Raw genomic sequence first — 21,516 nt, 5'->3', positions numbered from 1 at the left:
CATGTCGACCATCCTCATCGCCAACCGCGGCGAAATCGCCGTCCGCATCATCCGCGCCTGCGCCGAACACGGGCACACCTCGGTGGCCGTCTACGCCGATCAGGACGCCGACGCCATGCATGTGCGCCTCGCCGACGAAGCCTTCGCTCTGCCCGGGACCGGTGCGGGCGAGACCTACCTCAACATCGAATCGATCCTCAGCGCGGCGCGGGCCGCCGGGGCCGATGCTGTCCACCCCGGCTACGGTTTCCTGTCAGAGAACGCAGACTTCGCCGCCGCTATCGAGGATGCCGGGTTGGTCTGGATCGGACCGACCGCGGAGACCATCACGGCACTCGGCGACAAGGTCACCGCCCGCCAGCTCGCGCAGAAGGTCGGCGCTCCCCTGGCGCCGGGCATCGACCAGCCCCTGAAGGATGCGAGCGAGGTCGAGTCCTTCGCCGCCGAGGCGGGACTGCCGATCATCATCAAGGCCGCCCACGGCGGCGGCGGTCGCGGTATGAAGATCGTCCACGAGCTCACCGACGTGGCCGGCGCCTTCGATTCAGCGACCCGTGAGGCCGCCGAGGCGTTCGGTCGCTCCGAATGCTTCGTCGAGAAATACCTCGAACGTCCCCGTCACCTCGAAGTCCAGATCGTCGGCGACGGTCAGGGTCGTGTCGTGGCCGTCGGTGATCGCGACTGCTCCGCGCAGCGCCGCAACCAGAAACTCATCGAGGAGGCACCCGCCCCGGGCCTGTCGGCGGATCAGCGCGAGCGCCTGCACCGTTCGGCCGAAGCGATCTGCGCCGAGGTGGACTACCGCGGTGCCGGCACCGTCGAATTCCTCCTCGCCGCCGACGGCACCATGACGTTCCTCGAAGTCAACACCCGGCTCCAGGTCGAACACCCTGTCACCGAGGCGACGACCGGGATCGACCTCGTCGCCGAACAGTTCCGCATCGCCTTCGGCGACGGCCTGTCGCTCGACTCGACACCACGGCCGCAGGGGCATGCGATCGAGCTGCGCATCAACGCCGAGGACCCCGGCCGCGGCTTCCTGCCCACTCCCGGACGCATCGACGTCCTCGACGTGCCCGGCGGGCCCGGCATCCGCTGGGATTCCGGTCTCCGTGCCGGTGACACGGTGCAGCCGGCCTTCGACTCCCTCTTCGCCAAGCTCATCGTCCACGGTCCCGACCGGAGTGCGGCAATCGCCCGGACGATCACCGCGGCCAAGGAACTCCACGTCGAAGGGCCGGCCACCGTTCTGCCGTGTTCGCTGGCGATCCTGTCCGACGAGGCGTTCACCCGCCTCGGGGAAGACGGCGTCGAGGGCATCCATACTCAGTGGATCGAATCCGAGCTGCTGCCGCGCTTCGAGGCGCAGGACCGTCCCACACCGGGCTCGGGTGGTCAGATGCAGCGGATGCAGATCGAGATCGGCGGGAAGCTCACGACCCTCGGGCTGCCCGCCGGGCTGCTCGCCGCCCTCGGTTCGGCCGGTGGGGCCGGTCAGGGCAGCACCGATCAGGGCGGTGACGGCAGTGCCGCCGGCCACGGTGGAGCCGCCTCGGCGAGGGGAGGCGAAGGAGGGGCCGTCGCCGGGGATGTCACCGCACCTGTGCCCGGCAGCCTCGTCGACTTCCTCGTCGACGACGGTGCCGAAGTCGCCGCCGGAGACGAGGTCGCCGTGCTGTCGGCGATGAAGATGGAGACCCGGGTCGAAGCACCGGTCGCGGGCACGTTCCACCGGGTCGCGGCCGTCGGCGATGTCGTCGCGGTCGACCAGGCCATCGCACGCATCGGCTGAGGCATCGGCCAGTCCATCGCACGCATCGGCTGCGGCATCGCCCAGTCCATCGCACGCATCGGCTGAGGCATCCCAGGCGACAACGGAATAGAGTGGTGGACAGCAATGGTTATCCACCACCGATAGCGTCCACCTCAGGAGGAACATTCATGTCACGTCTGTCAGTCGGCGACACCGCCCCGGACTTCACCCTCGTCAATCAGGACGGGAAGTCCGTGAGCCTCAGCGACTTCAAGGGCCAGCGGGTCGTCGTCTACTTCTACCCGGCCGCCATGACCCCGGGCTGCACGACCGAGGCGTGCGATTTCCGGGATTCGCTCTCGGCGCTCAAGGCCGCCGGGATCAACGTGCTGGGCATCTCTCCGGACAAGCCGGAGAAGCTGCAGCAGTTCATCGAGAAGGAGGGCCTGAACTTCGACCTCCTCTCCGACGAGGACAAGTCGATGATGACCGCCTGGGGTGCCTTCGGCGAGAAGAAGAACTACGGCAAGGTCGTCCAGGGCGTCATCCGCTCGACCGTCGTCGTCGATGCCGAGGGCAAGGTCGAACTCGCCCAGTACAACGTCAAGGCCACCGGACACGTCGCCCGCGTGCGCAAGGCGCTGGGCATCTACGCAGCCTGAGCGACCGCTCGCGCGACCGCGGCCGAGGTTTTCAGCATCCCGCGACGCCCCTGCTAATCTTGAGGGCGTCGCGGCTGCCTCGGCGGGCGTTCGGCGCGAGTGGCGGAATTGGTAGACGCGCTGGATTTAGGTTCCAGTGTCTTCGGACGTAGGGGTTCAAGTCCCCTCTCGCGTACCGCAGTCCCCGGTGTGGAGATCGAACAGTTTCCGCACCGGGGATCTTTCATTCTCCGACGCTCATCGTCCACGCTCGTTCGCCCATCACAAAAGATGCACACCGCCCTACATTTCGTACACCGATTTCCACATTGCGTCCCTGCCATCAGTACGCAAACAGAGGTGCTGAACGTAATGTGGTGATTGCCCCAGAACCGGAGAGGTTTGTTGCCCCGGGACCGCAGAGGTAGCCGCGCCGGAACCACAGAAAGGACGACGATGACGTCATCTTCAGCACCGACGATCCGCCCCACCGCCCCTGCCGACGAAGCCCGCTGGAAGGAACTCTTCCGCGCCTATCGTGAGTTCTACCGGCTGCCCGAGTCCGAAGAGATCGTCTCCCGGGTGTGGGGATGGATCACCGAGCCTGATCATGAGGTGCAGAGCCTCGTCGCCGAGGTGGACGGGCGGATCATCGCCATCGCCGACTACCGCCGCTTCGCTCGCCCGTCGACCGGGTCGACGGGAATCTGGCTCGACGACCTCTTCACCGACCCCGAGGAACGCGGTTCCGGCGCCGGACGTACCCTCATCGCCCGGCTGCAGACCATCGCCGCCGAGGAGGGGCGCTCCGTCGTCCGCTGGATCACCGCATCCGACAACGAGCGGGCCCAGGTGCTCTATGAGAAGGTCGCCTCGCGGACGAACTGGGTCACCTATGACGCGAAGCCGGCAGCCGAAGCCGCGGGCTCTTAGGCCATTCGTTCGCGCAGTTCGGCGCGGAAGAGGAGCCGGAAGCGTTCACCAATCGCACACCTCCTGGCGCAGACCCGCGATGAGGGCTCGCAGTCCGAGGTCAAATGCGGCCACAGCTGATGACGACTCAGCGAAGCGCGGGTCGAGTGCCGCTCGGATCTCGGAGAACCGCTCATCCGCAGAGTCTTGGGCGATGAGGTCGTCGGGGGCGATGATGTCGAGGGCAGAACCGAGGACGTGGGCTTCGACCGTGCGCATGACCGCCACCGTCCTCGTCTCCGGCCAGCCGCCTCGGCGCAGGCCCGCGACTACTGCGTCGTACATCTGATACGTCGAAAGATCGCTGATCGATGTCGTCGCGAGCAGGCGGATGAGGTTGGGGTGGGCGGCGAACGCACGCAGATACGAGCGGGCCCACGACTCGAGCGCTTCGTCCCAGCGCACCCTGTCCGCGGATGAGGACACCGAGGCGAACGGACCGACGTCGATGTCGGAGACGATGCGGGCGCGCATGAGTTCGATGAGTTCGGCACGCCCGGAGACATGGTTGTACAGGGAGGACACCTGTCTGTCGACACGTGAGGCCAGCGTACGCATCGACAGAGCTTCAGCACCCTCCTCGTCGACGAGGACGAGCGCGGCATCGACGAGCCGCTGCCGATTGAGCCTCATTTTGCTCCTGCCTTCCTCTTCCATCGTTCCCGCTAGGAGTGTATCGTGTTCTCAGTCACAGACACGAACACTGTTCGTATATCGTGACGGGACGACGAAGACGTGCAGCGAAGCGGGAGCAGAATCGACGTGACGATCTCACATTTCCACAATGGCACCATCTGGCTCGGGTCCGCCGGCGAGACGAGCGACGCACTGCTCGTCGTCGACGGCATCGTCGCCGCGGTGGGTTCGGCCCTGGTCGCGGATTCGCTCGCCGAGGCGTCCCTCGCCTCCCGTGCAGACGTCGAGAGAGTCGACCTCGACGGCGGCTTCCTCATGCCCGCCTTCGGCGATGGTCACGCCCACCCGATCTTCGGCGGGCTCGAAGCGGAGGGACCGCAGGTGCGCTCGTGTCCCAGCGTCGACGAGGTCGTCGCCGAGGTGCGTCGTTTCGCCGCAGCGAACCCGGACATCGAGTGGATCACCGGCGCATCGTATGACGGCAGCCTCGTCGAGGGCGGACTCTTCGACGCCCGCTGGCTCGACGAGGCGGTTCCCGACCGGCCGGTCGTGCTGCGCGCTTGGGACTATCACACCGTATGGTGCAATTCGCGGGCCCTTGAACTCGCCGACATCACGGCCGAGACACCCGAACCGATGCTGGGTGAGATCCCCCGCCGGGGCGACGGGTCGCCGCTCGGCACGCTGCGCGAGTGGGGCGCGGTCGATCTCGTCGACGCCGTCCGTCCGCCGCGGGACGAGACCATTCGGCTCCGCGCTCTCGAATGTGCGGCCGACTACTACCTCCAGCGCGGCGTCACCTGGGTCCAAGATGCCTGGGTCGAGCCGGCCGACGTCGACACCTACTGCAAGGCCTCTGCCCAGGGGCGGCTCAAGCTCCGGTTCAACCTCGCCCTCTACGCCGACCCGCGCCATTTCGCACACCAGATGCCGGACATGATCGAAGCCAAGCAGCGCGTGGATGCTCTGGCCGATCCGCACCTCAGTGCCAACACCGTGAAGTTCTTTGCCGACGGGGTCGTCGAGAACGAGACCGGGTCACTGCTCAATCCCTACTGCTCCTCGCTGCACAACCACGGGCTGCGGGTGTGGGAGGGAGAGACCCTCGCCGAGGCGGTGCGGGCCGTCGACGCCGCGGGTTTCCAGGTTCACATCCACGCCATCGGCGATGCCGCCGTGCGGCAGGCCCTCGACGCCATCGAATCGGCGATCGTCGCGAACGGGCCCCGCGATCGCCGCCCAGTGATCGCCCACGCCCAGATCGTCGATTCCGCAGATCTCGCTCGCTTCGCCGAGCTCGGGGTCATCGCGAACATGCAGCCTCTGTGGGCACAGCTCGATGACCTCATGACCGTCCTCACGATCCCCCGCCTCGGCGAGGAACGGGCAGCCACGCAGTATCGGATGCGCAGCATCCTCGACAGCGGAGGGGATCTCTCTTTCGGCTCGGACTGGCCGTGCACCTCGGGCACGCCCGTCGAAGGTCTGGCGATCGGCACAAGCAGACAGAACGAGCAGGGCGAACCAACCGGCGGATGGACACCGGAGGAGATCGTCGATGTCGATCGTGCCCTCGACGCGTACTCGACGGCGGTGGCCCACCAAGCCTTCGCCGATCACTCTCCCGCAGCCTGGGGCGAGATTCGGCCCGGGGCGAGCGCTGATCTCATCAGATTCGACCGCGACCTTCGAGAACTGCCTCCGCGGGAACTCGCTGTGATGCCTGTTCGCACCACCTACCTCGGCGGCGTTGCCGTGCATTCAGCACCCTGAGCGAAAGGACGACGATGCCCCACCCACAAGACACCACAGCCCCTCACGGCGACGAGAAACCTCAGGCTGGCGGCGAAGGACAGCTCCGTCGAGCGCTCGGGGTCCCGTCTCTGGTGTTCTTCGGCCTTGTCTACATGGTGCCCCTCACGGTTTTCACGACCTACGGCATCGTCACTCAGGTCAGCGGCGGTCGGGTGCCGCTGGCCTACGTGATCACTCTCCTCGCAATGGTCTTCACCGCCAGATCATACGCAAAGATGGCCCACGAACTGCCCTACGCCGGGTCCGCCTACACCTACACGCAGAAGAGCTTCGGGGCAGGCATCGGCTTCGTCGCCGGATGGGCACTGCTCCTCGACTACCTGTTCCTGCCGATGATCAACTACCTCGTCATCGGCATCTACCTGTCCGCCGCGTTCCCGATGATCCCCTCCTGGGTATTCGTGCTCACCGCGATCGTTCTCGTCACCCTCCTCAATGTCATCGGCATCGTCTCCGTGGCACGTGCCAATATCGTCATCATCGTGGCGCAGGCGATCTTCATCATCACCTTCGCGGCCCTTGGCATCGCCTCGATGTCGGGAACCGGCAGCGTCGACCTCGCCGTCCCGTTCACCGGCGATGGGACCGCGGAGGGATTCGGCAATGTCATGGCCGGCGCCGCGATCCTGTGCCTGTCGTTCCTCGGCTTCGATGCGGTCTCGACCCTGTCCGAGGAGGCCAAAGATGCCAAGCGCACCGTACCTCGCGCGATCGTCATCGCCACCATCACGGGCGGTCTCATCTACATTGTGCTCTCGTTCCTCGCTCAACTCGTCTACCCGTCGAATGACTTCGCCGACGTCGACTCGGGCGCACTCGATGTCATGGCCGCCGCGGGAGGTGAATTCCTCACGATCTTCTTCACCGCCGCCTATGTCGCCGGCGCCTGCGGGTCCGCACTGACCTCGCAGGCCTCGGTCTCACGCATCCTCTTCGCAATGGGACGTGACGGTGTCCTGCCGAAGAGATTCTTCGGACGCCTCTCACCGCGTTTCCACAGCCCGATTCCGGCGACGCTGTCGGTTGGAGTGGTCTCACTGTTCGCATTGGCCATCGACCTCGGGTTCCTCTCGGAGATGATCAGCTTCGGCGCGCTCATCGCGTTCTCCGCAGTCAACCTCGCGGTGATCAAACACTTCATCATCGATGGGAAGCGGCGCGGAGCCCACGCCGTGATGAGCTTCATCGTGCTGCCGGGAATCGGGTTCTGCCTCACTCTGTGGCTGTGGACGAGCCTGTCACCGCGCACCCTGCTCATCGGCCTGGTCTGGCTCGTCATCGGCACCAGCTACCTCACATTCGTCACACGAGGCTTCAGACGTCCGACGCCGATGCTTGACCTGAGCGAGTGACCCCTCGTCGATCATGCTTCGAAGGTCGGCAGAGGCCCAGCCGATTCGAACCGACCGGAAGGACACCTGCCCAGTTCAGCCCTCCTGCTGAAGAAACTGCTCAATCGTCTCGATCGTCGAGGCATTGCCACGGTGCACGGTTGCGTTCATGCCCACGGCACGAGCACCCTCTGCGCAGATGTCGTGGTCATCGATGAAGAGCACGTCCTGAGGTTCAGCGCCCATGCGTTCGAGCGCATTCTCATAGGCCTCCGGTTCCGGCTTGAGCAGACCGGTCTCGTGACTGTAGAGGATCGGATCGAAGACTGCACTGAACCCGAATCGGCGTTCCTCTTCGCAACGAGCGCCGTCGACCGAATTCGACAGGATCGCGACTCCAGCACGCGATCGGAGTGAGTCCGCATAGTCGAACAGTTCGGTGTTGAGTCGACCGCAGTACTCGTCCCACATGTCCGCCTGCATCGCCTCGGCCAGGTCCGAATCCATCTCCAGCGCTCGGCCCACCTTCGACCAATACTCGGTTCTCGTGTCCGCTCGACGATCGATGACCGGCAAGTCCGCCGCCCGGAGACGTGCTCGGTACTCCTCCACTGAAAATCCGGATCGCTCCTGCCACCGACGCTGGAATTGCGGCCACACAGTGTCGTCATCAACAACCTCGAGGACTCCCCCGATGTCGAAGAGCACCCATCTTCTCAAGTCCATGCGGCAACCCTACCTGCCGATACCCGCACCCCTTGAGTGAATAGCCCAGTTAGAGGCGAATAGCCCAGGTTCAAATCTGGGCTGCCCACCTTAAACTGTGCCGTGGCGAAAAATACCCCGCCTCTTGCAATAGTGTGTCCCACACACTAAAGTGTGTCGCATGAACGAGGATGCGCAGAAGGCGCTGACCACACACGAACTGGAGCTGCGGCGCGGCACCGTCGTCTTCGCCAGTCTCGTCGCCTGCAGGCGCCCGCAGTACGGCTACTCGCTGCTGACGACGCTGACCGAGGCGGGAATTCCCACCGAGGCCAACACCCTCTACCCCCTGCTGCGACGACTCGAGAAGCAGGGCCTGCTCACATCCGAGTGGAGCACCGAGCAGGCTCGCCCCCGCAAGTACTACACCGTCACTGACAGCGGCGCCGAAGTCGCTGCCGCACTCCACTCTCAGTGGCTCGAACTCGACTCCAGCATCACGAAGCTCTGGAAGGACGGCACACCATGAGTGCGCTCACCGAAATCTACGTCGACAACGTCGTCCGTCATCTGCCCGAGAACACGCGTGCGGACATCGCCGCCGAGATCACCGCCACGATCGACGATACGGTCGAGGCCCGCCTCGGCGAGGATCCGCAGCCGAACCCCGAACGCACGGCCGCCGTCGAACGCGAAGTGCTCGAAGAACTCGGCGATCCGGCCGTGCTGTCGCGGGAGTATTCGAACTCGCCGCAGCACTTCATCGGCCCGAAGTCGTACCCCCTCTTCCTCTGGACACTGCGCTGGATCCTGCCCATCGTCGGTCTGATAGCGGTGCTCGCCAACGTGGTGGTCACCGTCGCCACCACCCCCGATGTTCAGCTCGGGGAACTGATCGGCAGCACTGTCGGCAACACCGTCTCCGCACTGCTCACCGCCTTCGCCGTCATCGCGATCATCATCGGCCTCGGCGACCGCCGTGCCGACGACGCGGCACTGCCCCGCATGCCCGGGCAGCAGAAGGGCGCGTGGACGATCGATGATCTCGATCGTCGCGATGTCCGCGGCAGGCAGATCCGCGCCGAGGCGGCCCTTGGGCTGGTCTTCATCCTCGCGTTGGCGACGATCCCCTTCATCCCGACGAGCCTGCTCTACGTCGGCCACATCAACCACGGCGGGACGTTCATCAATCCGGACCTCGGCACGGGCTGGCTGCTCGGCTACTGGGGCTTCCTCGCCCTCCTGGCCGTGGTCGAGATCATCAGGTTCGTGAATGGCTCGACGCGACCGACCGTGTCGATCATCGGCGGGATCATCGATGTGGCCATGGCCGTCTTCCTCACCATCGCCCTGCTCACCCAGCCGGTCCTCCACCCCGAGATCACGAGCGCTCCGAACGCCGACATCCAACAGATCATCACGGCCGCAGCGATCTGGATCATCACGATCTGGGACCAGGTGAGCACGTGGCGGACGTATCGCGCCCAGCAGAGCCGATGAGGACGGCAGCAGTCCTCTGACGCCCGGCCGCAGTACTCGTGCAGCTCAGCTGCGGCGGCTGGAGATGACCGTGAACTTCTTGTTCCGGGCCAGCTGTTCGCTGGGCCCGATGATGGCTTCGAGGCGATCCCGGTAGCGCAGGTGCGTGTTGAACACGGTGATCACCTGTCCGCCGGGCGCCAGATGTGCCGCGGCCGTGGCCATGAGTGCCGCGGCGGTCTCGGTTTCGATCGTCGTGCCCTGATGGAACGGCGGGTTGAGGACGACGAGGTCGAACTCCCCCAAGGCCGCCACGTCGGCATCGGCGCCGTCCGCGGCATCACCGAGGACGATGTCGACGTCGATTCCGTTCGCCTCCGCTGTGGCCCTCGCCGAGGCGACCGCCGCCTTGGACACATCCACGCCGGTTCCCCGTGAAGCTCCCGTGGCACGCATGGCAGCGGTCAGCAGCCATCCGTTCCCGCAGCCGAGGTCAAGGATGGAATCCGCAACAGCGGCGGGTGAGGCGGTCGAGACCGTCGTCGGAGACGAGGAGTCAGAGTCAGTGCCGGGCAGAGTCTCCAGCAGCGCATCGAGGAGCAGCGTCGAACCTTCGTCGCTGCGCACCCCGGAGAAGCAGGCACCGTGCGCTCTGACCTCGAGGTCTCCGACTGTTGAGTGAGCGATGACTCCGCGCTTCGGGAAGCTCGGCAGGCTCGGTGACGACAGCGGTCGGCTGCCGATGATCATCCGGTGCTTGCCCACTCCCGGAGAGACGTCGACCCGACCGAAGCCGCGGGAGAGCTCCTTGTTCACCGCCCGACTCATCGAGTCGCTGCGGCCGATGACGATGATCAGCGACACATGCGGCTGGAGTGCGGCAATGGACTCGGCGAGCGCGTTGGTGGCTTTCGGCGCGTTGATGATCGCCCAGGTCTCCCGGCCACTCTCCCCCGCGAGGACGTCTGCGCCGGCCGCCGTGTCGCACCCGAGCGTCGAGCGCCCACGCCCCGCCTCGGCGAGTGAGGCGATCTCCTCGAGGGAGGTGATCAGCGCAGCGTCGGCAGCGTCGGCGGCAGCACGGGATTCGTCGATGCGATCGTGATGGACGGCCACCTCGGCGAGTTCGCTGAGCAGGCGAGCCTGGAGTCCGCGGGCATCATCGACGACGATGAGGCGATGCGGGGCGTCGGCGATCGCTTCGGCGTCGATGAAGGCACCGGCCGCGTCACGACCGGACACGTCGAGTTCACGGAGGCGGCGGCCGATGATGTATTCGACGAGCATGCGCGCCTGCGGCAGACCGGGCACATCGCGCAGCTGCGGAAATTCCGCCAGCAGATCCCGGCTGCGATGGGCGGCGACAGAATCAGGGGACAGCAGGGAGGCGGACATTCGATCAGTCTAATCCGACCGCACCGCTTGCCGCCTCATCGGCTGTGCGCCGATCAGCCCTCAGCGTCGTGATCGGACTCGATGAGCTGTTTGAGGGCAGCCAGTGCCTCATCGGCACCGTCGCCTTCGGCGCGCAGAACGACCTTCTGCCCGTATTCCGCGCCGAGGCCCATGAGGGAGAGCACGCTGGCCGCGTCGAGAGCATCCTCGGCGGGTTCGCCCTCGAGGGCGATGGTGATCTCGAGATCATAGTCTCCGGCCGCCTCGGCCAGCAGAGCTGCTGGGCGGGCATGCAGGCCGACGGTGCTTCCAACTGTTGCGATGGTCTCTGCCATGACGCTGTCCTTCCTGTTCAGACCGCCCGGGTGCGGGTCGATCGACTTCTTCGACACTACTTGGTGGTGCGGTTGTCGCGCTGGGTGCGTCTCGGGCTCACGCCCGGACGAGCCGGCTCACAGACCGAGCTCGTCGAGGATCGGCAGTTCGGCTCGAACCGCGGCCTTCGCCTCGCCCGGACTCCGTGCCGTAAGAGCACGGCGGGCAATCTGCTGTGCTTGGTCCATGGTGACACCGGTCAGCACTTCTGCCACAGCCGACAGGGCACGCGGTGCCATCGACAGGCTGGTGACTCCGAGTCCGACGAGCACGACGGCCAATGCCGGATCGGCTGCGGCCTCTCCGCAGACCCCCACCGATTTCTCGGCAACGGTGCCTTGGGTCGCGGCCATGCCGATCAGTTGGAGGACGGCCGGCTGCCACGAGTCGCTGAGTTCTGCCAGACCGCCGAGCATGCGGTCAGAGGCCATGACGTACTGGGTCAGATCATTCGTGCCGATGGACGTGAACTCGACCTCAGCAAGGATCGATGCCGCCTGCAGCGCCGCCGAGGGGACCTCGACCATGACACCGGCAACCGGCAGGCCGGCCGCGTGGACGAGCGTCGAGAACTGCTTAGCCTCCTCTGCCGTGGCGATCATCGGAGCCATGACGTGAACGGTGACCGCATGTTTCTGCGCGGCCACGGCGATGGCCTCCAGCTGACGTTCGAGCACGCCCTGGGCCCTTCGGCTGGTCCGGAATCCGCGCACCCCCAAGGCCGGGTTCGGTTCTTCGCAGTCGGTGAGGAACGGCAGCGGTTTGTCGGCTCCGGCGTCGAGGGTGCGCACGACGACCTTGTGATCGTCGAAGGCCGCGAACACCTCCCCGTAGGCTTCGGCCTGCTCTTCCACGGTCGGTTCGGTGTCACGATCGAGGAAGCAGAACTCCGTGCGCAGCAGACCGACCCCTTCGGCACCGGCAGCAGCCGCCGCCCGCGCCTGAGTTCCGTCCCCGACATTGGCACGCAGCGGGATCCGGGTGCCGTCCTTGAGCAGGCAGGGACCGGTGAAGGACTGCAGCCGACCGGCCGTCTCCTTCCACGCTTCGACGAGCTCAGCCTCGGCGGCACCGGGTTCGGTGCGCAGGACGCCGGTGCCGCCGTCGACGAAGACGGAGGTGCGATCGGGGATGTCGCGGACCCCGGCGGCTGCGACCACGGCGGGAATGCCCAACGAGCGGGCGAGGATGGCCGTGTGACTCTGCGGCCCACCCTCCTCGCAGACCAGGCCGAGCACGAGTTCGGGATCCAAGGTGGCGGTGTCGGCAGGAGCGAGATCCGTGCCGATGAGCACGAAGGGTTCGGCCGAATACGGGATGCCGGGTGCCGGCACTCCGCGCAGTCGGGCGACGAGGCGAGCACGCACATCGAGGACATCGGCCGCGCGTTCGGCCATATAACCGCCCAGCTTCTCCAACTGGGCTGCGGTCTCCTCAGCCACCGTCCAGATCGCGGTCTCCGCATCGGTGTCGGACAGGCGTTTGATCGCCGTCTTCACCAGCGTGGGGTCCTTGGCCATGAGCGCCGTGGCTTTGAGCACGTCGCGGGCATCACCGGTGACCGTTTCGGACCGCTCACGCAGTTCGGCGTGCACGGCGGCCGAGGCCTCGCGGATCCTGTTCGCCTCCGCTTCCTGGTCGGCCGGGGCCGGCTTCGCCACGGGCGCGGACACCGGTTCGGGCATGTTCAGCGCCGGGGCGATGACACGCCCGGGCACGACTCCGATACCTGAGAACTCTGCGGACATCCCCATTCCTTCCTCTCTTGCCGATCTTGCCGAAGCGTTCAGACTCGCGAAGCGTCAGCCTTCGATGACACCGGTTCGTCGGCCTGCGCCGCATCGGACGCAACGGCTCCGGAATCGGTCGATGCGGTCGCGGTCGACTTCGATGCCGCCGGGGCGGTCGCCTCGGCGAGGCCGGCTGCACCGCCCTTGCGGACGAAGATCTTCAGCACCAGCACCAGCAGGGCGCTGATGATCGTGCCGACGACGATGGAGAGCAGGAACAGCAGGAACGAGTCGATGGCGAAGAAGACGAACACTCCGCCGTGCGGGGCCTGGCTGGTCACGGAGAAGGCCATCGTCATGCCGCCCGTGACGCCGGCGCCGACGATCGAGGCGGGGATCACGCGCAGCGGATCGGAGGCGGCGAAGGGAATCGCTCCTTCGGAGATGAACGCGGCACCGAGCAGCCACGCGGCCTTTCCGTTCTCCTTCTCCGCTTGGGAGAAGATGCGGGGACGCAGCGCTGTGGCCAGCGCCATGGCCAGGGGCGGAACCATTCCGGCGGCCATGACCGTGGCCATGATCTCCCAAGGCACCGGGTTCTCGACGGAGCCTGCGGCGAGTCCGGCGACGGCGAACGAGTACGCGACCTTGTTGACCGGCCCGCCCAGGTCGACGGCCATCATGACGCCGAGGATGAGTCCGAGGAGGACGGCAGCGGTTCCGGTCATCGAGCTCAGCCAGCTGTTGAGGCCCTCGGTCAGGGCGCTGATCGGTCCGCCAAGGACCATGAACATCAGACCCGAGGAGATGAGGGAGGCCACCAACGGAATGATCACGACCGGCATCAGCCCGCGCAGCCACCTCGGCGCGGCGAAGGAACCGATCCAGTGGGCGATATAGCCGGCGAGGAGTCCGCCGATGATGCCGCCGATGAAGCCGGCGCCCATGAGCACGGCCACGGCACCGACGGTGAATCCGGGGGCGATTCCGGGCCGGTCGGCGATTGCATAGGCGATGTAGCCGGCCAGTGCGGCGACGAGGAAGCCCATCGACAGGTTGCCGATCTGGAAGGAGACGGCCCCCAGGTAGGCACCGACCGGTCCCAGCGCCAGGTCGCCGAATTCGGTGGGCAGATTCCACAGGGAGTTGCCCAGGACGATGTCCTCGGAGTAGTCGGGAATGTCGAATCCGCCGAGGAGGAAGCCCAGAGCCATGAGCAGACCGCCGGCGGCGACGAAGGGGATCATATAGCTGACGCCGGTCAGCAGCACCCGCTTGAGGTGGGCACCGATGCTTTCCCGTGAGCTTGTCGAGTTCGACGATTCCTCGTCGGCGGTGTGAGCGGCGGCGAGTCTGCGGCCGTTCGGGGTGTCCGCCTCGGCGAGGGCTTTGCGGATGAGTCCCTGCGGATCGTCGATTCCGGCTTTGACCGGCACCTGCACATAGGGTTTGCCGGCGAAACGGGCCTTGTCGCGGACGTCGACATCGACGGCGAAGACGACGGCGTCGGCGCCATCGATGATGGACTGGTCGATCGGGGTCGTGCCGCTCGAGCCCTGAGTCTCGGTGACGACGTCGATGCCCATTTCGGACCCGGCCTGGACGAGGGCGTCGGCGGCCATGTAGGTGTGAGCGATTCCTGTCGGGCAGGCCGTGACGGCAACGACGCGGCGGGGGTCTTCGGCGGCCGAGGCTGAGTCTGCGGAGGCTGGGGCCGCGGCGGTTGCGGACGCTGCTGCAGTTGCGGACGCTGCGGCGGTGTCACCGGGGTTCGCTGCGGTGGAGCCGGCGGGTGCGTGCTCGGTGTCCGCTTCGCGCAGGCCGAGGGCGGTCTCGACGAGGTCGACGACTTCCTGCTCGGTCGCGGCAGCGCGCAGGGAGGCGACGAAGTCCTTCTTCACCAGGGAGCGGGCGAGCTTCGACAGCAGTGCGAGGTGTTCCTTCCCGGCACCGTCCGGGGCGGCGATCATGAATACGAGATCGGCGGGTCCGTCCTTGGCGCCGAAGTCGACCGGCGGGTTGAGACGAGCCATCGCCAAGCTCGGCGTGGTGACCGCGTCGATGCGGGCGTGCGGGATGGCGATGCCTCCGGGAACACCCGTCGGGGTCTTCTCCTCGCGGGCGATCGCCGCGGTCGCCAGCCCTTCGGCGGAGTTCGCGCGGCCCTGTTCGGCGATTGCGGTGGCCATGGCGCGGATGACAGCGGACGACTCCGTCCCCTGATCCGCGTCGAGGATCACCAGTTCCGTTGTGATGAGCGATGTCATCGTGCCTCCTCGGCTTCGGGGACTGAGCCCTGTTGATGATGTCGGTGGGAAAGATCGTCGATCGGTGCGTATGCGGATGTGTGCTCGGGTGTGCCCGCGGATGGCGTTTCGGGGGCAGTCAGGGGTGTCACGGTCACCGCGTCGGTTCGTGCATCCTCCGGGCTCGGCACCCCGGTGCCGCGCAGCCGGGCGGCAGCGGCTCCATAGGCGACGGCCTGGGCCAGCGCCTCACCGGGTTCACGACCGCGGGTCAGACCGAGCAGGTACCCGGCCAGAGTGGAGTCGCCTGCGCCCACGGTGCTCACGACCTCCATCGGCGGGTGCTTGGCGTGCCAGACGGTCTCGGGCAGAGCGAGAACTGCGCCTCCGGCACCCAGGGTCGCAAGTATCGAACGAGGGCGAGGGCCGACCGCTGCGAGCAGGGTCGAAGCGGCTCGGGCCGTGAGCTGCGGTGACGATTCCAGCCGGGCGGCGATCTCGAACAGCTCCGCTGTTTCGAGCGGTTCCGGGGCCTCGAGCGGCTTTGGGACCTCGAGCGGCTGGGCCGATGCGGACTGTCCGCTCGGGTCACCGTCGCCGCGCGGCTGAGCTTCTTCGCGGAGACCGGCGGCCTGCAGCAGTCCTGCGGCGCCGAGGAGCTCGGCGAGTTCTTCCGCGTTCGGCTTGATGAGATCCGGTGATGCCTGCAGTGCCGCAGCCAGGGGACCCCCGGAGGTGTCAACGGCGATGGAGGGAGGTTCGTCGAGTTCACGGATGCGTACGATGGCCCGCGCGTAGAAATCATCGCCGACTCCCGGAGGCAGAGATCCGGCCAGGACGACCCACTCTGCCTCGGCGGCCAGCTCTGCCACGAGGTCGAGCAGATCGGCCTGGCTGTGCGGGCTCAGGGAGGAGCCGGGTTCGTTGATCTTCGTCGTCGTGCCGTCGGGCTCGGTGACGGTGATATTGGACCGCAGCGGTGTGCCGGTGGGAACGGAGCGGTGAGCCAGTCCGATCGCATCGAGTCCGGTGAGCACGGGATCGTCGCTGTCTCCGGGCAGAACCGCCAGGGTCACGCGATCGGCCGCTGCCACTGCACGAGAGACGTTGACGCCCTTGCCGCCGGGCTGCTGTCCGGCCCAGACCGCCCGCTGCACTTGACCGCGGAGAACGGGGCCGCCGAGTTCGATGGTCCGGTCGAGACTCGGATTCGCTGTCAGGGTGAGGATCATGGAGCGACCACCTCGACCTCCGCATTCTCCAAGTGAGTCGACATCGGCTCGCCGGGCACGGCGTCGGTGATGAGGACATCGATCTGGTCCAATGCGGCGAAGCGCACCAGGGAGACGGCACCGAATTTCGCAGAGTCGGCGAGCACGACGACCTTGCGTCCGGAGTTGACGAACGCCGACTTCGTCGCCGCCTCATCGTGGTCGGGAGTGGAGACGCCGTCGTCGCCGAGTCCGTTGGTGCCGAGCACAGCGAGATCGACACGGTGACCGTCGATGGCCGCAATCGTCTGCGGTCCGACCATGGCACGAGTGACCGGACGGAAACGACCGGGAAGGACGAAGATCTCGACTCCGGGTGCTCCGGCCAGACTGTCGATGACCGACAGGGAGTTCGTGATCACGCGCAGCTGCCGGGGAGCCTGTCCGGCAGAGCGACGTTCATGGGCTTCGTGTGCGATCGCTCGGGCGAACGCCGCGCAGGTCGTCCCTCCGTCCAAGGAGATGCTCATCGTCTCGTCCAACAGGCTCAGCGCGGACTGCGCGATCGTGGTCTTTTCGTCGAGATTGTGGATCTCGCGGTCATCGAATGTCAGCTCTTCGAGGCTGTGCGGGCGGCACGGCACCGCTCCCCCGTGGACGCGCTGCAGAGATCCGGCCCTCTCGAGTGCGGCGAGATCGCGGCGGACGGTTTCCGTGGTGATGTCGAAATCGGCTGCCAGATCGGTGACACTGACCCGCCCCGCTTCGCTGACCAGATCAGCGATACGTCGTTGCCGTTCTTCAGCGAACACGTCCGGCCCTTTCCTTCGCGCGGTTCGTCGTCGATCCGGACGAAACCCACGTGGTTATCTGTTGGTTTGAATGATCTTATGACGCTATTCACGTATCGTCAATCACATTCCAACGCATATCCACTTATTCCAACATCACGTTCTTACGAAACGTCGCAGCGTCGGTCCGCGAGCGGCGATGCAGATGACGAGTGCCCCAGAACTCAGCGTTCTGGGGCACTTGTCAGACGCGGCCGCGGCGGGCTGCCTCGGTGATGGGATCAGGGCCGACGAATCAGCGCCCGACGCGTTTGTACGCCGAGGAATCGGCATTGTCGATCGTCGAATGCTTCCGGTTGTCGTGCATGAACAGCACGGCCACGAAGCCGACGATCGCGACGATGACGACATAGATGGCGAACCAGGTGGCCATTCCGGCGTCGCGGAACCACAGGGCGACGTACTCGGCGGACCCGCCGAAGAGCGAGTTGCCGATCGCGTAGGTGAACCCGACGCCGATGCCGCGGATGTGGGCGGGGAACATCTCGGCCTTCACGATGCCGGAGATCGAGGTGTACATGCTGATGAACGCCATGGCGATGATGATGAGGATGCCGGCGGTGACCATCGACTGGGCCTTGCCGATCATGCTCAGCATCGGGATGGGCAGGGCGATCATGCCGATGACGAAGATGAGCATGTTGTTCTTCCGGCCGATCTTGTCCGAGAGCATGCCGGCCAGAGGCTGCATGAAGACGAAGATGAGCAGACAGATCGTCATCAGATCGGCGATGGAGCCCTTGTTGAAGATCTCCTCGCCGGGGGTGCCTTCGTTCTGCAGCAGCAGGAACTTCTGCATATAGGTGGTGAAGACGTAGAACACGAGCGAACCGACGCAGGTGATGCCGAGCACGACGAGGAAGGCGCGAGGGTGACGCAGAACCTCGTAGAAGCTGCCCGAGTTCTCATCCTTGCGGGTGTCAGCCGAGGTGGTCTCGGTGAGTCCGCGGCGCAGCCAGATGGAGACGATGGCGGCCGCGGCCCCGATGACGAACGGCAGACGCCACCATCCTTCCTCGATCTGCTCGGTGCCCAGGGTGTGGGTCATGATGACGGCCAAGAGGCTGGCCAGCAGCTGTCCGCCGATGAGGGTGACGTACTGGAAGGAGGAGTAGAAGCCGCGCTTGCCTTCGGTGGCGACTTCGGACATGTAGGTCGCGGTCGCACCGTACTCACCGCCGACGGCGAGTCCCTGGACCATGCGCACGAGCAGCAGCAGGATGGCCGCCCAGGATCCGACGGTCGCGCTGGTCGGCAGGATCGCCATGCACAGGGAGCCGGCGCACATGAGCAGGATCGAGATGAGCATCGAGTTCTTACGGCCCATCCGGTCGGCGGCGCGACCGAAGATGTAGCCGCCGATGGGACGCATGAGGAAGCCGACGAAGAAGACGCCGGCGGACTGCATGAGCGACAGGGTCGGGTTGCCCTCGACGAAGAACTGCTCAGCGAAGTAGACGCTGAAGAAGGCGTAGATATAGAAGTCGAACCATTCGACGAGGTTGCCCGACGAGGCCGCGATGATGGCCTTGACGGTCTGCCATTCCGATTTCTTCTGACCTCCGGCGCCGGAGGCACTCACCCGGCCGAGCTTCTCTTGCGAATCTGTCACTGAGTCTTCCTTCTGTTTCGTGTATGACGCACAGAGCGCCCAGGTCACCTTACTGCCCCGGACAAGCGGCTGACGCATCGTTGCCGCCATCGAAATCCGCAACCGGACGCGCGAAACCTCGCCGAATACGGCCAGGCGGTCGCTGCTGACGACCGTGCCCTGGCGGGCCGAGTGAGGAATATCTCAATCTCGTCTGCGCGATTCTCGCTCCGAGATGCGAACCGCCGCCCGGTGGACAGGGGCGGGTGTGCTACAAATTGAGGGAGCTTCGTCCAATGTCGCACCAGGAGAGATCATGACAATCCTCGTCGGTTATTCCCCCTCGCCCGAAGGCAAGGCCGCTGTCGAATTCGGAATCGAGCAGGCCCGCGCATTCGACGATGTCCTCGTCGTGCTCAATGCCGGAATAGGTGAGACTCCCGACGAACGCGGTGTGGCCACCAGCAAAGACATCGAAGAGCTCAAGGAGACGCTGCAGTCTTCCGAGGTCTCCCACGAGATCCTTCAATTCCTCCGCGGCAACGATCCCGTCGAAGAGCTCCTGGCGCTGGCCGAGGCGACCGCCGACACCCGAATGATCGTCATCGGCTCCCGTCGCCGCTCGCCCGTCGGCAAGCTCATCATGGGTTCGACGGCGCAGCGGATCATCCTCGACTCAGATGTTCCCGTCGTGTCTGTGAAGGTCGACCGCAGGAAGAAGTAGTCGCGCGCGCCGGCTCGCCAACCGACTTCAGTCATCGGCGCGAACCGGTGCATCCCATTCGTCCAGGTCGGATTCGCTCCAGTCGCCATAAGTCGGATTGGGCAGGACGATCCATTCCGTGCCGAACTTCGCCCGGTTCTTCTCCACCAGTTTCCTCTGCTCGTCGACGGAGGCATCCGCGAATGCGCCATCGAAATCGTGCAGGGTGTCACCGAGCTGCATGAGCAGGGTGTGGTTCGCCTCGACCTTCGCACGCCGTTCGTCCTTCGGCGGACCCAGCAGCATCACGTGGTCGTCATCGGCCTGGGGCAGGCCCAGCTTGGCAATGGCTTCGACATTCTCCGCCCGATTCTCTTCCGTCCGGTCCGAGACGTAGTAGATGTCGACTCCGAGCTGGTCGGCATGTTCGAAGAATTCCAACGCACCGGGGATCATGGTCGGCTCCCCGTTCTTCTCCCAGTCGTCCCACGTGTCCCAGCCGCTGAAGTCATGGCACTTGGCGATATCGCGGGCCAGCAGCTTCGAATTGTCGATGGCAGTCTCATCGAGGTCGGTCATGATGGCCAGATCTTCCCCGTCCGGGGCCTTGGAAACGGCCTTGTCGAGCTGACGCGCAGCCATCTCATAGGTCTGTCCCTGCAGCGCCATCGCCTCGGCGCTCTGCTGCTGCCACTTCACACCCATGGTGTAGGCCGAGACGTCGCAGTCATCCGCCGCTTCGTCGCCCGATACCGGACCCGAATTGAGGATGTATCCGATCACCCCGACGATGAGCACGAGCAGAATCGTCAGGGCAGGAACGAGGGCCTTCTTCATTCATCTTCTTTCTTCAGTGTTCTTCTTTACGGACAACTGTCAGCTCAGGCGGGTATCAGCCGTCGTGGCCGGCACGGCCGCTCGACGGCTCCGCAGCAGCCTGGGAGCGTCGGATCAGTCGTTGCCGGCGATGGCGGCGACGAGCGCGTCGACGTCCTCTCTCGTCGTGTCGAAAGCGCACATGAGACGGACGATGCCCGTCTCCAAGGGCCAGTCCGCGAAAGCGAACTTCTGTCGCGCACGCTCGGCCACCTCGGCGGGCATGCGCACGAACACGACGTTCGACTCGACCCTCTGCACGATCTCGAGCCCGACCATGCCCTTGCTCTCGGCGGCCTCGGCGAGTCTTTCGGCGAGGTACTCGGCCATGTCGTTCGACGCGGTCGCCGAAACCCGCCACAGGTCGCCTCCGTACAGCGCGTTGAGCTGGGCGGACAGGAAGCGCATCTTCGACGCCAGCTGCAGATTCATCTTCCGCAGGAAGCGCATGCCCTGGCTGATGTCGGGGTTGAGGACGATGACTGCCTCGGCGCCGAGCAGGCCGTTCTTCGTTCCGCCGAGGCTGACGATGTCGACCCCGACCGCGGTCGTGATGTCGCCCAAGCCGACCCCGAGGTGGGCGGCGGCGTTGCCGAGGCGGGAGCCGTCGACGTGGACGAGCATGTCGAGTTCATGCGCGGTGTCGGCGATCGCCGCGATCTCGTCGGGGGTGTAGGTCGTGCCCCATTCCGTGGACTGGGAGATGCTCACAGCCAGCGGTTGGGCATTGTGCTCGGAACCGCGGCCGACGATCGCACCCCTGATGGTCTCCGGGGTGAGCTTGCCGTTCTCGGTCGCGGCACCGACGATCTTGAGTCCGCCGACTTTCTCGGGTGCGCCGGTCTCGTCGTAGTTGATGTGCGCCGAGGCGGCCGTGATCACCGCAGCCCAGCGAGGCAGTGCCGACTGCAGGGCCAGCACATTGGCACCGGTGCCGTTGAAGACCGGGAACGCCTGTGCGCTGGGGCCGAAATGTCCCTTCATCACCTCGTGGAGATGCGCCGTCCACGGGTCGTCGCCGTAGCCGGGCGCATGGCCGACATTGGCCTCGGCGATGGCGGTGATGACCTCCGGGTGGGCACCCGCCCAGTTGTCCGAGCCGAAGTTGCGCGGATGGGCCGCGAGGGAGGATTCGGGTGCCGGGGCTGACGTCCGGCCGTCTGCTGTCAGTGTGTCGTCGTTCACAGCTTCAGGGTATCGCCACTT

At 65.8% G+C, this 21,516-nt stretch carries 19 protein-coding genes and 1 tRNA gene; 9 read left to right on the top strand and 11 right to left on the bottom strand.

Translation table 11 applies throughout. The features are described from left to right. Position 1: 1 nt before the first annotated feature. The 4 genes from ACQE2J_RS06775 (at position 2) to ACQE2J_RS06760 (ending at position 3,327) form a co-directional block, all read left to right on the top strand. Positions 2-1,792, top strand: coding sequence for an acetyl/propionyl/methylcrotonyl-CoA carboxylase subunit alpha (locus tag ACQE2J_RS06775; protein WP_426937338.1), 1,791 nt, complete (start codon positions 2-4; stop codon positions 1,790-1,792). A 149-nt stretch (positions 1,793-1,941) separates the two neighbouring features. Beyond that, on the top strand, positions 1,942-2,415 hold the full coding sequence (gene bcp / locus ACQE2J_RS06770; RefSeq protein ID WP_426937337.1) for a thioredoxin-dependent thiol peroxidase: 474 nt from the start codon (positions 1,942-1,944) through the stop codon (positions 2,413-2,415). 93 nt (positions 2,416-2,508) lie between these two features. Further along, positions 2,509-2,590, top strand: a tRNA-Leu gene (locus ACQE2J_RS06765). A 260-nt stretch (positions 2,591-2,850) separates the two neighbouring features. Next, entirely contained in the window at positions 2,851-3,327 is a 477-nt protein-coding gene (locus ACQE2J_RS06760; protein ID WP_135541371.1) for a GNAT family N-acetyltransferase, read from the top strand. Positions 3,328-3,372: 45 nt separating this feature from the next. On the opposite strand, the gene ACQE2J_RS06755 is transcribed toward ACQE2J_RS06760, so the two are convergent. Beyond that, positions 3,373-3,999: a TetR/AcrR family transcriptional regulator C-terminal domain-containing protein gene (locus tag ACQE2J_RS06755; RefSeq protein ID WP_135541373.1), complete on the bottom strand. Its 627-nt coding sequence runs from the start codon at positions 3,997-3,999 to the stop codon at positions 3,373-3,375. A gap of 129 nt (positions 4,000-4,128) precedes the next feature. On the opposite strand from ACQE2J_RS06755, the gene ACQE2J_RS06750 reads away from it, so the two are divergent. Next, positions 4,129-5,775 carry an amidohydrolase gene (locus tag ACQE2J_RS06750; RefSeq protein ID WP_426937336.1) on the top strand — a complete coding sequence of 549 codons (1,647 nt, stop codon included), beginning with the start codon at positions 4,129-4,131 and terminating at the stop codon, positions 5,773-5,775. Positions 5,776-5,789: 14 nt separating this feature from the next. Beyond that, a complete protein-coding gene (locus ACQE2J_RS06745; RefSeq protein WP_135541377.1) occupies positions 5,790-7,169 on the top strand; it encodes an APC family permease in 1,380 nt (459 codons plus the stop codon). Positions 7,170-7,244: 75 nt separating this feature from the next. Here the strand turns inward: ACQE2J_RS06745 and ACQE2J_RS06740 are convergent, their stop codons facing one another. Further along, entirely contained in the window at positions 7,245-7,874 is a 630-nt protein-coding gene (locus ACQE2J_RS06740) for an HAD-IA family hydrolase (protein ID WP_425118867.1), read from the bottom strand. A gap of 160 nt (positions 7,875-8,034) precedes the next feature. Here ACQE2J_RS06740 and ACQE2J_RS06735 point away from each other — a divergent pair, with 160 nt between their 5' ends. Both ACQE2J_RS06735 and ACQE2J_RS06730 read left to right on the top strand, forming a co-directional pair. Next, positions 8,035-8,382 carry a PadR family transcriptional regulator gene (locus tag ACQE2J_RS06735; RefSeq protein ID WP_425118868.1) on the top strand — a complete coding sequence of 116 codons (348 nt, stop codon included), beginning with the start codon at positions 8,035-8,037 and terminating at the stop codon, positions 8,380-8,382. Then, complete coding sequence (locus tag ACQE2J_RS06730; RefSeq protein ID WP_425118869.1) at positions 8,379-9,353, top strand: HAAS signaling domain-containing protein; 975 nt, start codon at positions 8,379-8,381, stop codon at positions 9,351-9,353. The genes ACQE2J_RS06735 and ACQE2J_RS06730 overlap by 4 nt, the downstream gene beginning before the upstream one ends. Positions 9,354-9,398: 45 nt before the next feature. On the opposite strand, the gene ACQE2J_RS06725 is transcribed toward ACQE2J_RS06730, so the two are convergent. The 7 genes from ACQE2J_RS06725 to ACQE2J_RS06695 form a co-directional block, all read right to left on the bottom strand. After that, positions 9,399-10,727, bottom strand: a complete 1,329-nt coding sequence (locus ACQE2J_RS06725; RefSeq protein WP_425118870.1) for a methyltransferase — start codon at positions 10,725-10,727, stop codon at positions 9,399-9,401. Positions 10,728-10,780: 53 nt separating this feature from the next. Beyond that, complete coding sequence (locus ACQE2J_RS06720; protein WP_425118871.1) at positions 10,781-11,062, bottom strand: HPr family phosphocarrier protein; 282 nt, start codon at positions 11,060-11,062, stop codon at positions 10,781-10,783. Between the two features lie 117 nt (positions 11,063-11,179). Continuing rightward, positions 11,180-12,850 (bottom strand): phosphoenolpyruvate--protein phosphotransferase, encoded by a 1,671-nt coding sequence (gene ptsP, locus ACQE2J_RS06715; protein WP_425118872.1) that lies wholly within the window; start codon positions 12,848-12,850, stop codon positions 11,180-11,182. 38 nt (positions 12,851-12,888) lie between these two features. Then, the gene (locus ACQE2J_RS06710; protein WP_425118873.1) at positions 12,889-15,099 is read right to left on the bottom strand and encodes a PTS fructose transporter subunit IIABC; all 2,211 of its coding nucleotides are present in this window, start codon (positions 15,097-15,099) and stop codon (positions 12,889-12,891) included. After that, complete coding sequence (locus ACQE2J_RS06705) at positions 15,096-16,310, bottom strand: 1-phosphofructokinase family hexose kinase (RefSeq protein WP_425118874.1); 1,215 nt, start codon at positions 16,308-16,310, stop codon at positions 15,096-15,098. The genes ACQE2J_RS06710 and ACQE2J_RS06705 overlap by 4 nt, the downstream gene beginning before the upstream one ends. Further along, positions 16,307-17,101, bottom strand: coding sequence for a DeoR/GlpR family DNA-binding transcription regulator (locus tag ACQE2J_RS06700; RefSeq protein ID WP_425118875.1), 795 nt, complete (start codon positions 17,099-17,101; stop codon positions 16,307-16,309). Before ACQE2J_RS06700 ends, ACQE2J_RS06705 begins: the two co-directional genes overlap by 4 nt. A gap of 274 nt (positions 17,102-17,375) precedes the next feature. Then, positions 17,376-18,752, bottom strand: a complete 1,377-nt coding sequence (locus ACQE2J_RS06695) for an MFS transporter (protein WP_426937335.1) — start codon at positions 18,750-18,752, stop codon at positions 17,376-17,378. A 295-nt stretch (positions 18,753-19,047) separates the two neighbouring features. Between ACQE2J_RS06695 and ACQE2J_RS06690 the strand changes: the two genes are divergently transcribed. Then, positions 19,048-19,455, top strand: coding sequence for a universal stress protein (locus ACQE2J_RS06690; protein ID WP_426937334.1), 408 nt, complete (start codon positions 19,048-19,050; stop codon positions 19,453-19,455). 27 nt (positions 19,456-19,482) lie between these two features. Here the strand turns inward: ACQE2J_RS06690 and ACQE2J_RS06685 are convergent, their stop codons facing one another. Together ACQE2J_RS06685 and ACQE2J_RS06680 are read right to left on the bottom strand one after the other, a co-directional pair. Next, positions 19,483-20,271: a 5'-nucleotidase, lipoprotein e(P4) family gene (locus ACQE2J_RS06685; RefSeq protein ID WP_426937333.1), complete on the bottom strand. Its 789-nt coding sequence runs from the start codon at positions 20,269-20,271 to the stop codon at positions 19,483-19,485. 114 nt (positions 20,272-20,385) lie between these two features. Then, positions 20,386-21,495, bottom strand: coding sequence for a threonine aldolase family protein (locus ACQE2J_RS06680; protein ID WP_426937332.1), 1,110 nt, complete (start codon positions 21,493-21,495; stop codon positions 20,386-20,388). Positions 21,496-21,516 lie beyond the last annotated feature (21 nt).

Origin of the sequence: Brevibacterium sp. LE-L (genome assembly GCF_050214925.1) — a bacterium.
Taxonomy (GTDB): Bacteria; Actinomycetota; Actinomycetes; order Actinomycetales; family Brevibacteriaceae; genus Brevibacterium.
Note: the sequence above shows the minus strand (reverse complement) of the source record. Positions and strands in the feature narration are given on the sequence as shown.

What these genes read in the sequence shown, in the direction of transcription:
- ptsP (WP_425118872.1), bottom strand. Translation starts at nt 12,850, where the DNA reads ATGTCCGCAGAGTTCTCAGGTATCGGAGTCGTGCCCGGGCGTGTCATC.
- ACQE2J_RS06725 (WP_425118870.1), bottom strand. Translation starts at nt 10,727, where the DNA reads ATGTCCGCCTCCCTGCTGTCCCCTGATTCTGTCGCCGCCCATCGCAGC.
- ACQE2J_RS06685 (WP_426937333.1), bottom strand. Translation starts at nt 20,271, where the DNA reads ATGAAGAAGGCCCTCGTTCCTGCCCTGACGATTCTGCTCGTGCTCATC.
- ACQE2J_RS06730 (WP_425118869.1), top strand. Translation starts at nt 8,379, where the DNA reads ATGAGTGCGCTCACCGAAATCTACGTCGACAACGTCGTCCGTCATCTG.
- ACQE2J_RS06705 (WP_425118874.1), bottom strand. Translation starts at nt 16,310, where the DNA reads ATGATCCTCACCCTGACAGCGAATCCGAGTCTCGACCGGACCATCGAA.
- ACQE2J_RS06735 (WP_425118868.1), top strand. Translation starts at nt 8,035, where the DNA reads ATGAACGAGGATGCGCAGAAGGCGCTGACCACACACGAACTGGAGCTG.
- ACQE2J_RS06690 (WP_426937334.1), top strand. Translation starts at nt 19,048, where the DNA reads ATGACAATCCTCGTCGGTTATTCCCCCTCGCCCGAAGGCAAGGCCGCT.
- ACQE2J_RS06720 (WP_425118871.1), bottom strand. Translation starts at nt 11,062, where the DNA reads ATGGCAGAGACCATCGCAACAGTTGGAAGCACCGTCGGCCTGCATGCC.
- ACQE2J_RS06760 (WP_135541371.1), top strand. Translation starts at nt 2,851, where the DNA reads ATGACGTCATCTTCAGCACCGACGATCCGCCCCACCGCCCCTGCCGAC.
- ACQE2J_RS06775 (WP_426937338.1), top strand. Translation starts at nt 2, where the DNA reads ATGTCGACCATCCTCATCGCCAACCGCGGCGAAATCGCCGTCCGCATC.
- bcp (WP_426937337.1), top strand. Translation starts at nt 1,942, where the DNA reads ATGTCACGTCTGTCAGTCGGCGACACCGCCCCGGACTTCACCCTCGTC.
- ACQE2J_RS06710 (WP_425118873.1), bottom strand. Translation starts at nt 15,099, where the DNA reads ATGACATCGCTCATCACAACGGAACTGGTGATCCTCGACGCGGATCAG.
- ACQE2J_RS06740 (WP_425118867.1), bottom strand. Translation starts at nt 7,874, where the DNA reads ATGGACTTGAGAAGATGGGTGCTCTTCGACATCGGGGGAGTCCTCGAG.
- ACQE2J_RS06755 (WP_135541373.1), bottom strand. Translation starts at nt 3,999, where the DNA reads ATGAGGCTCAATCGGCAGCGGCTCGTCGATGCCGCGCTCGTCCTCGTC.
- ACQE2J_RS06745 (WP_135541377.1), top strand. Translation starts at nt 5,790, where the DNA reads ATGCCCCACCCACAAGACACCACAGCCCCTCACGGCGACGAGAAACCT.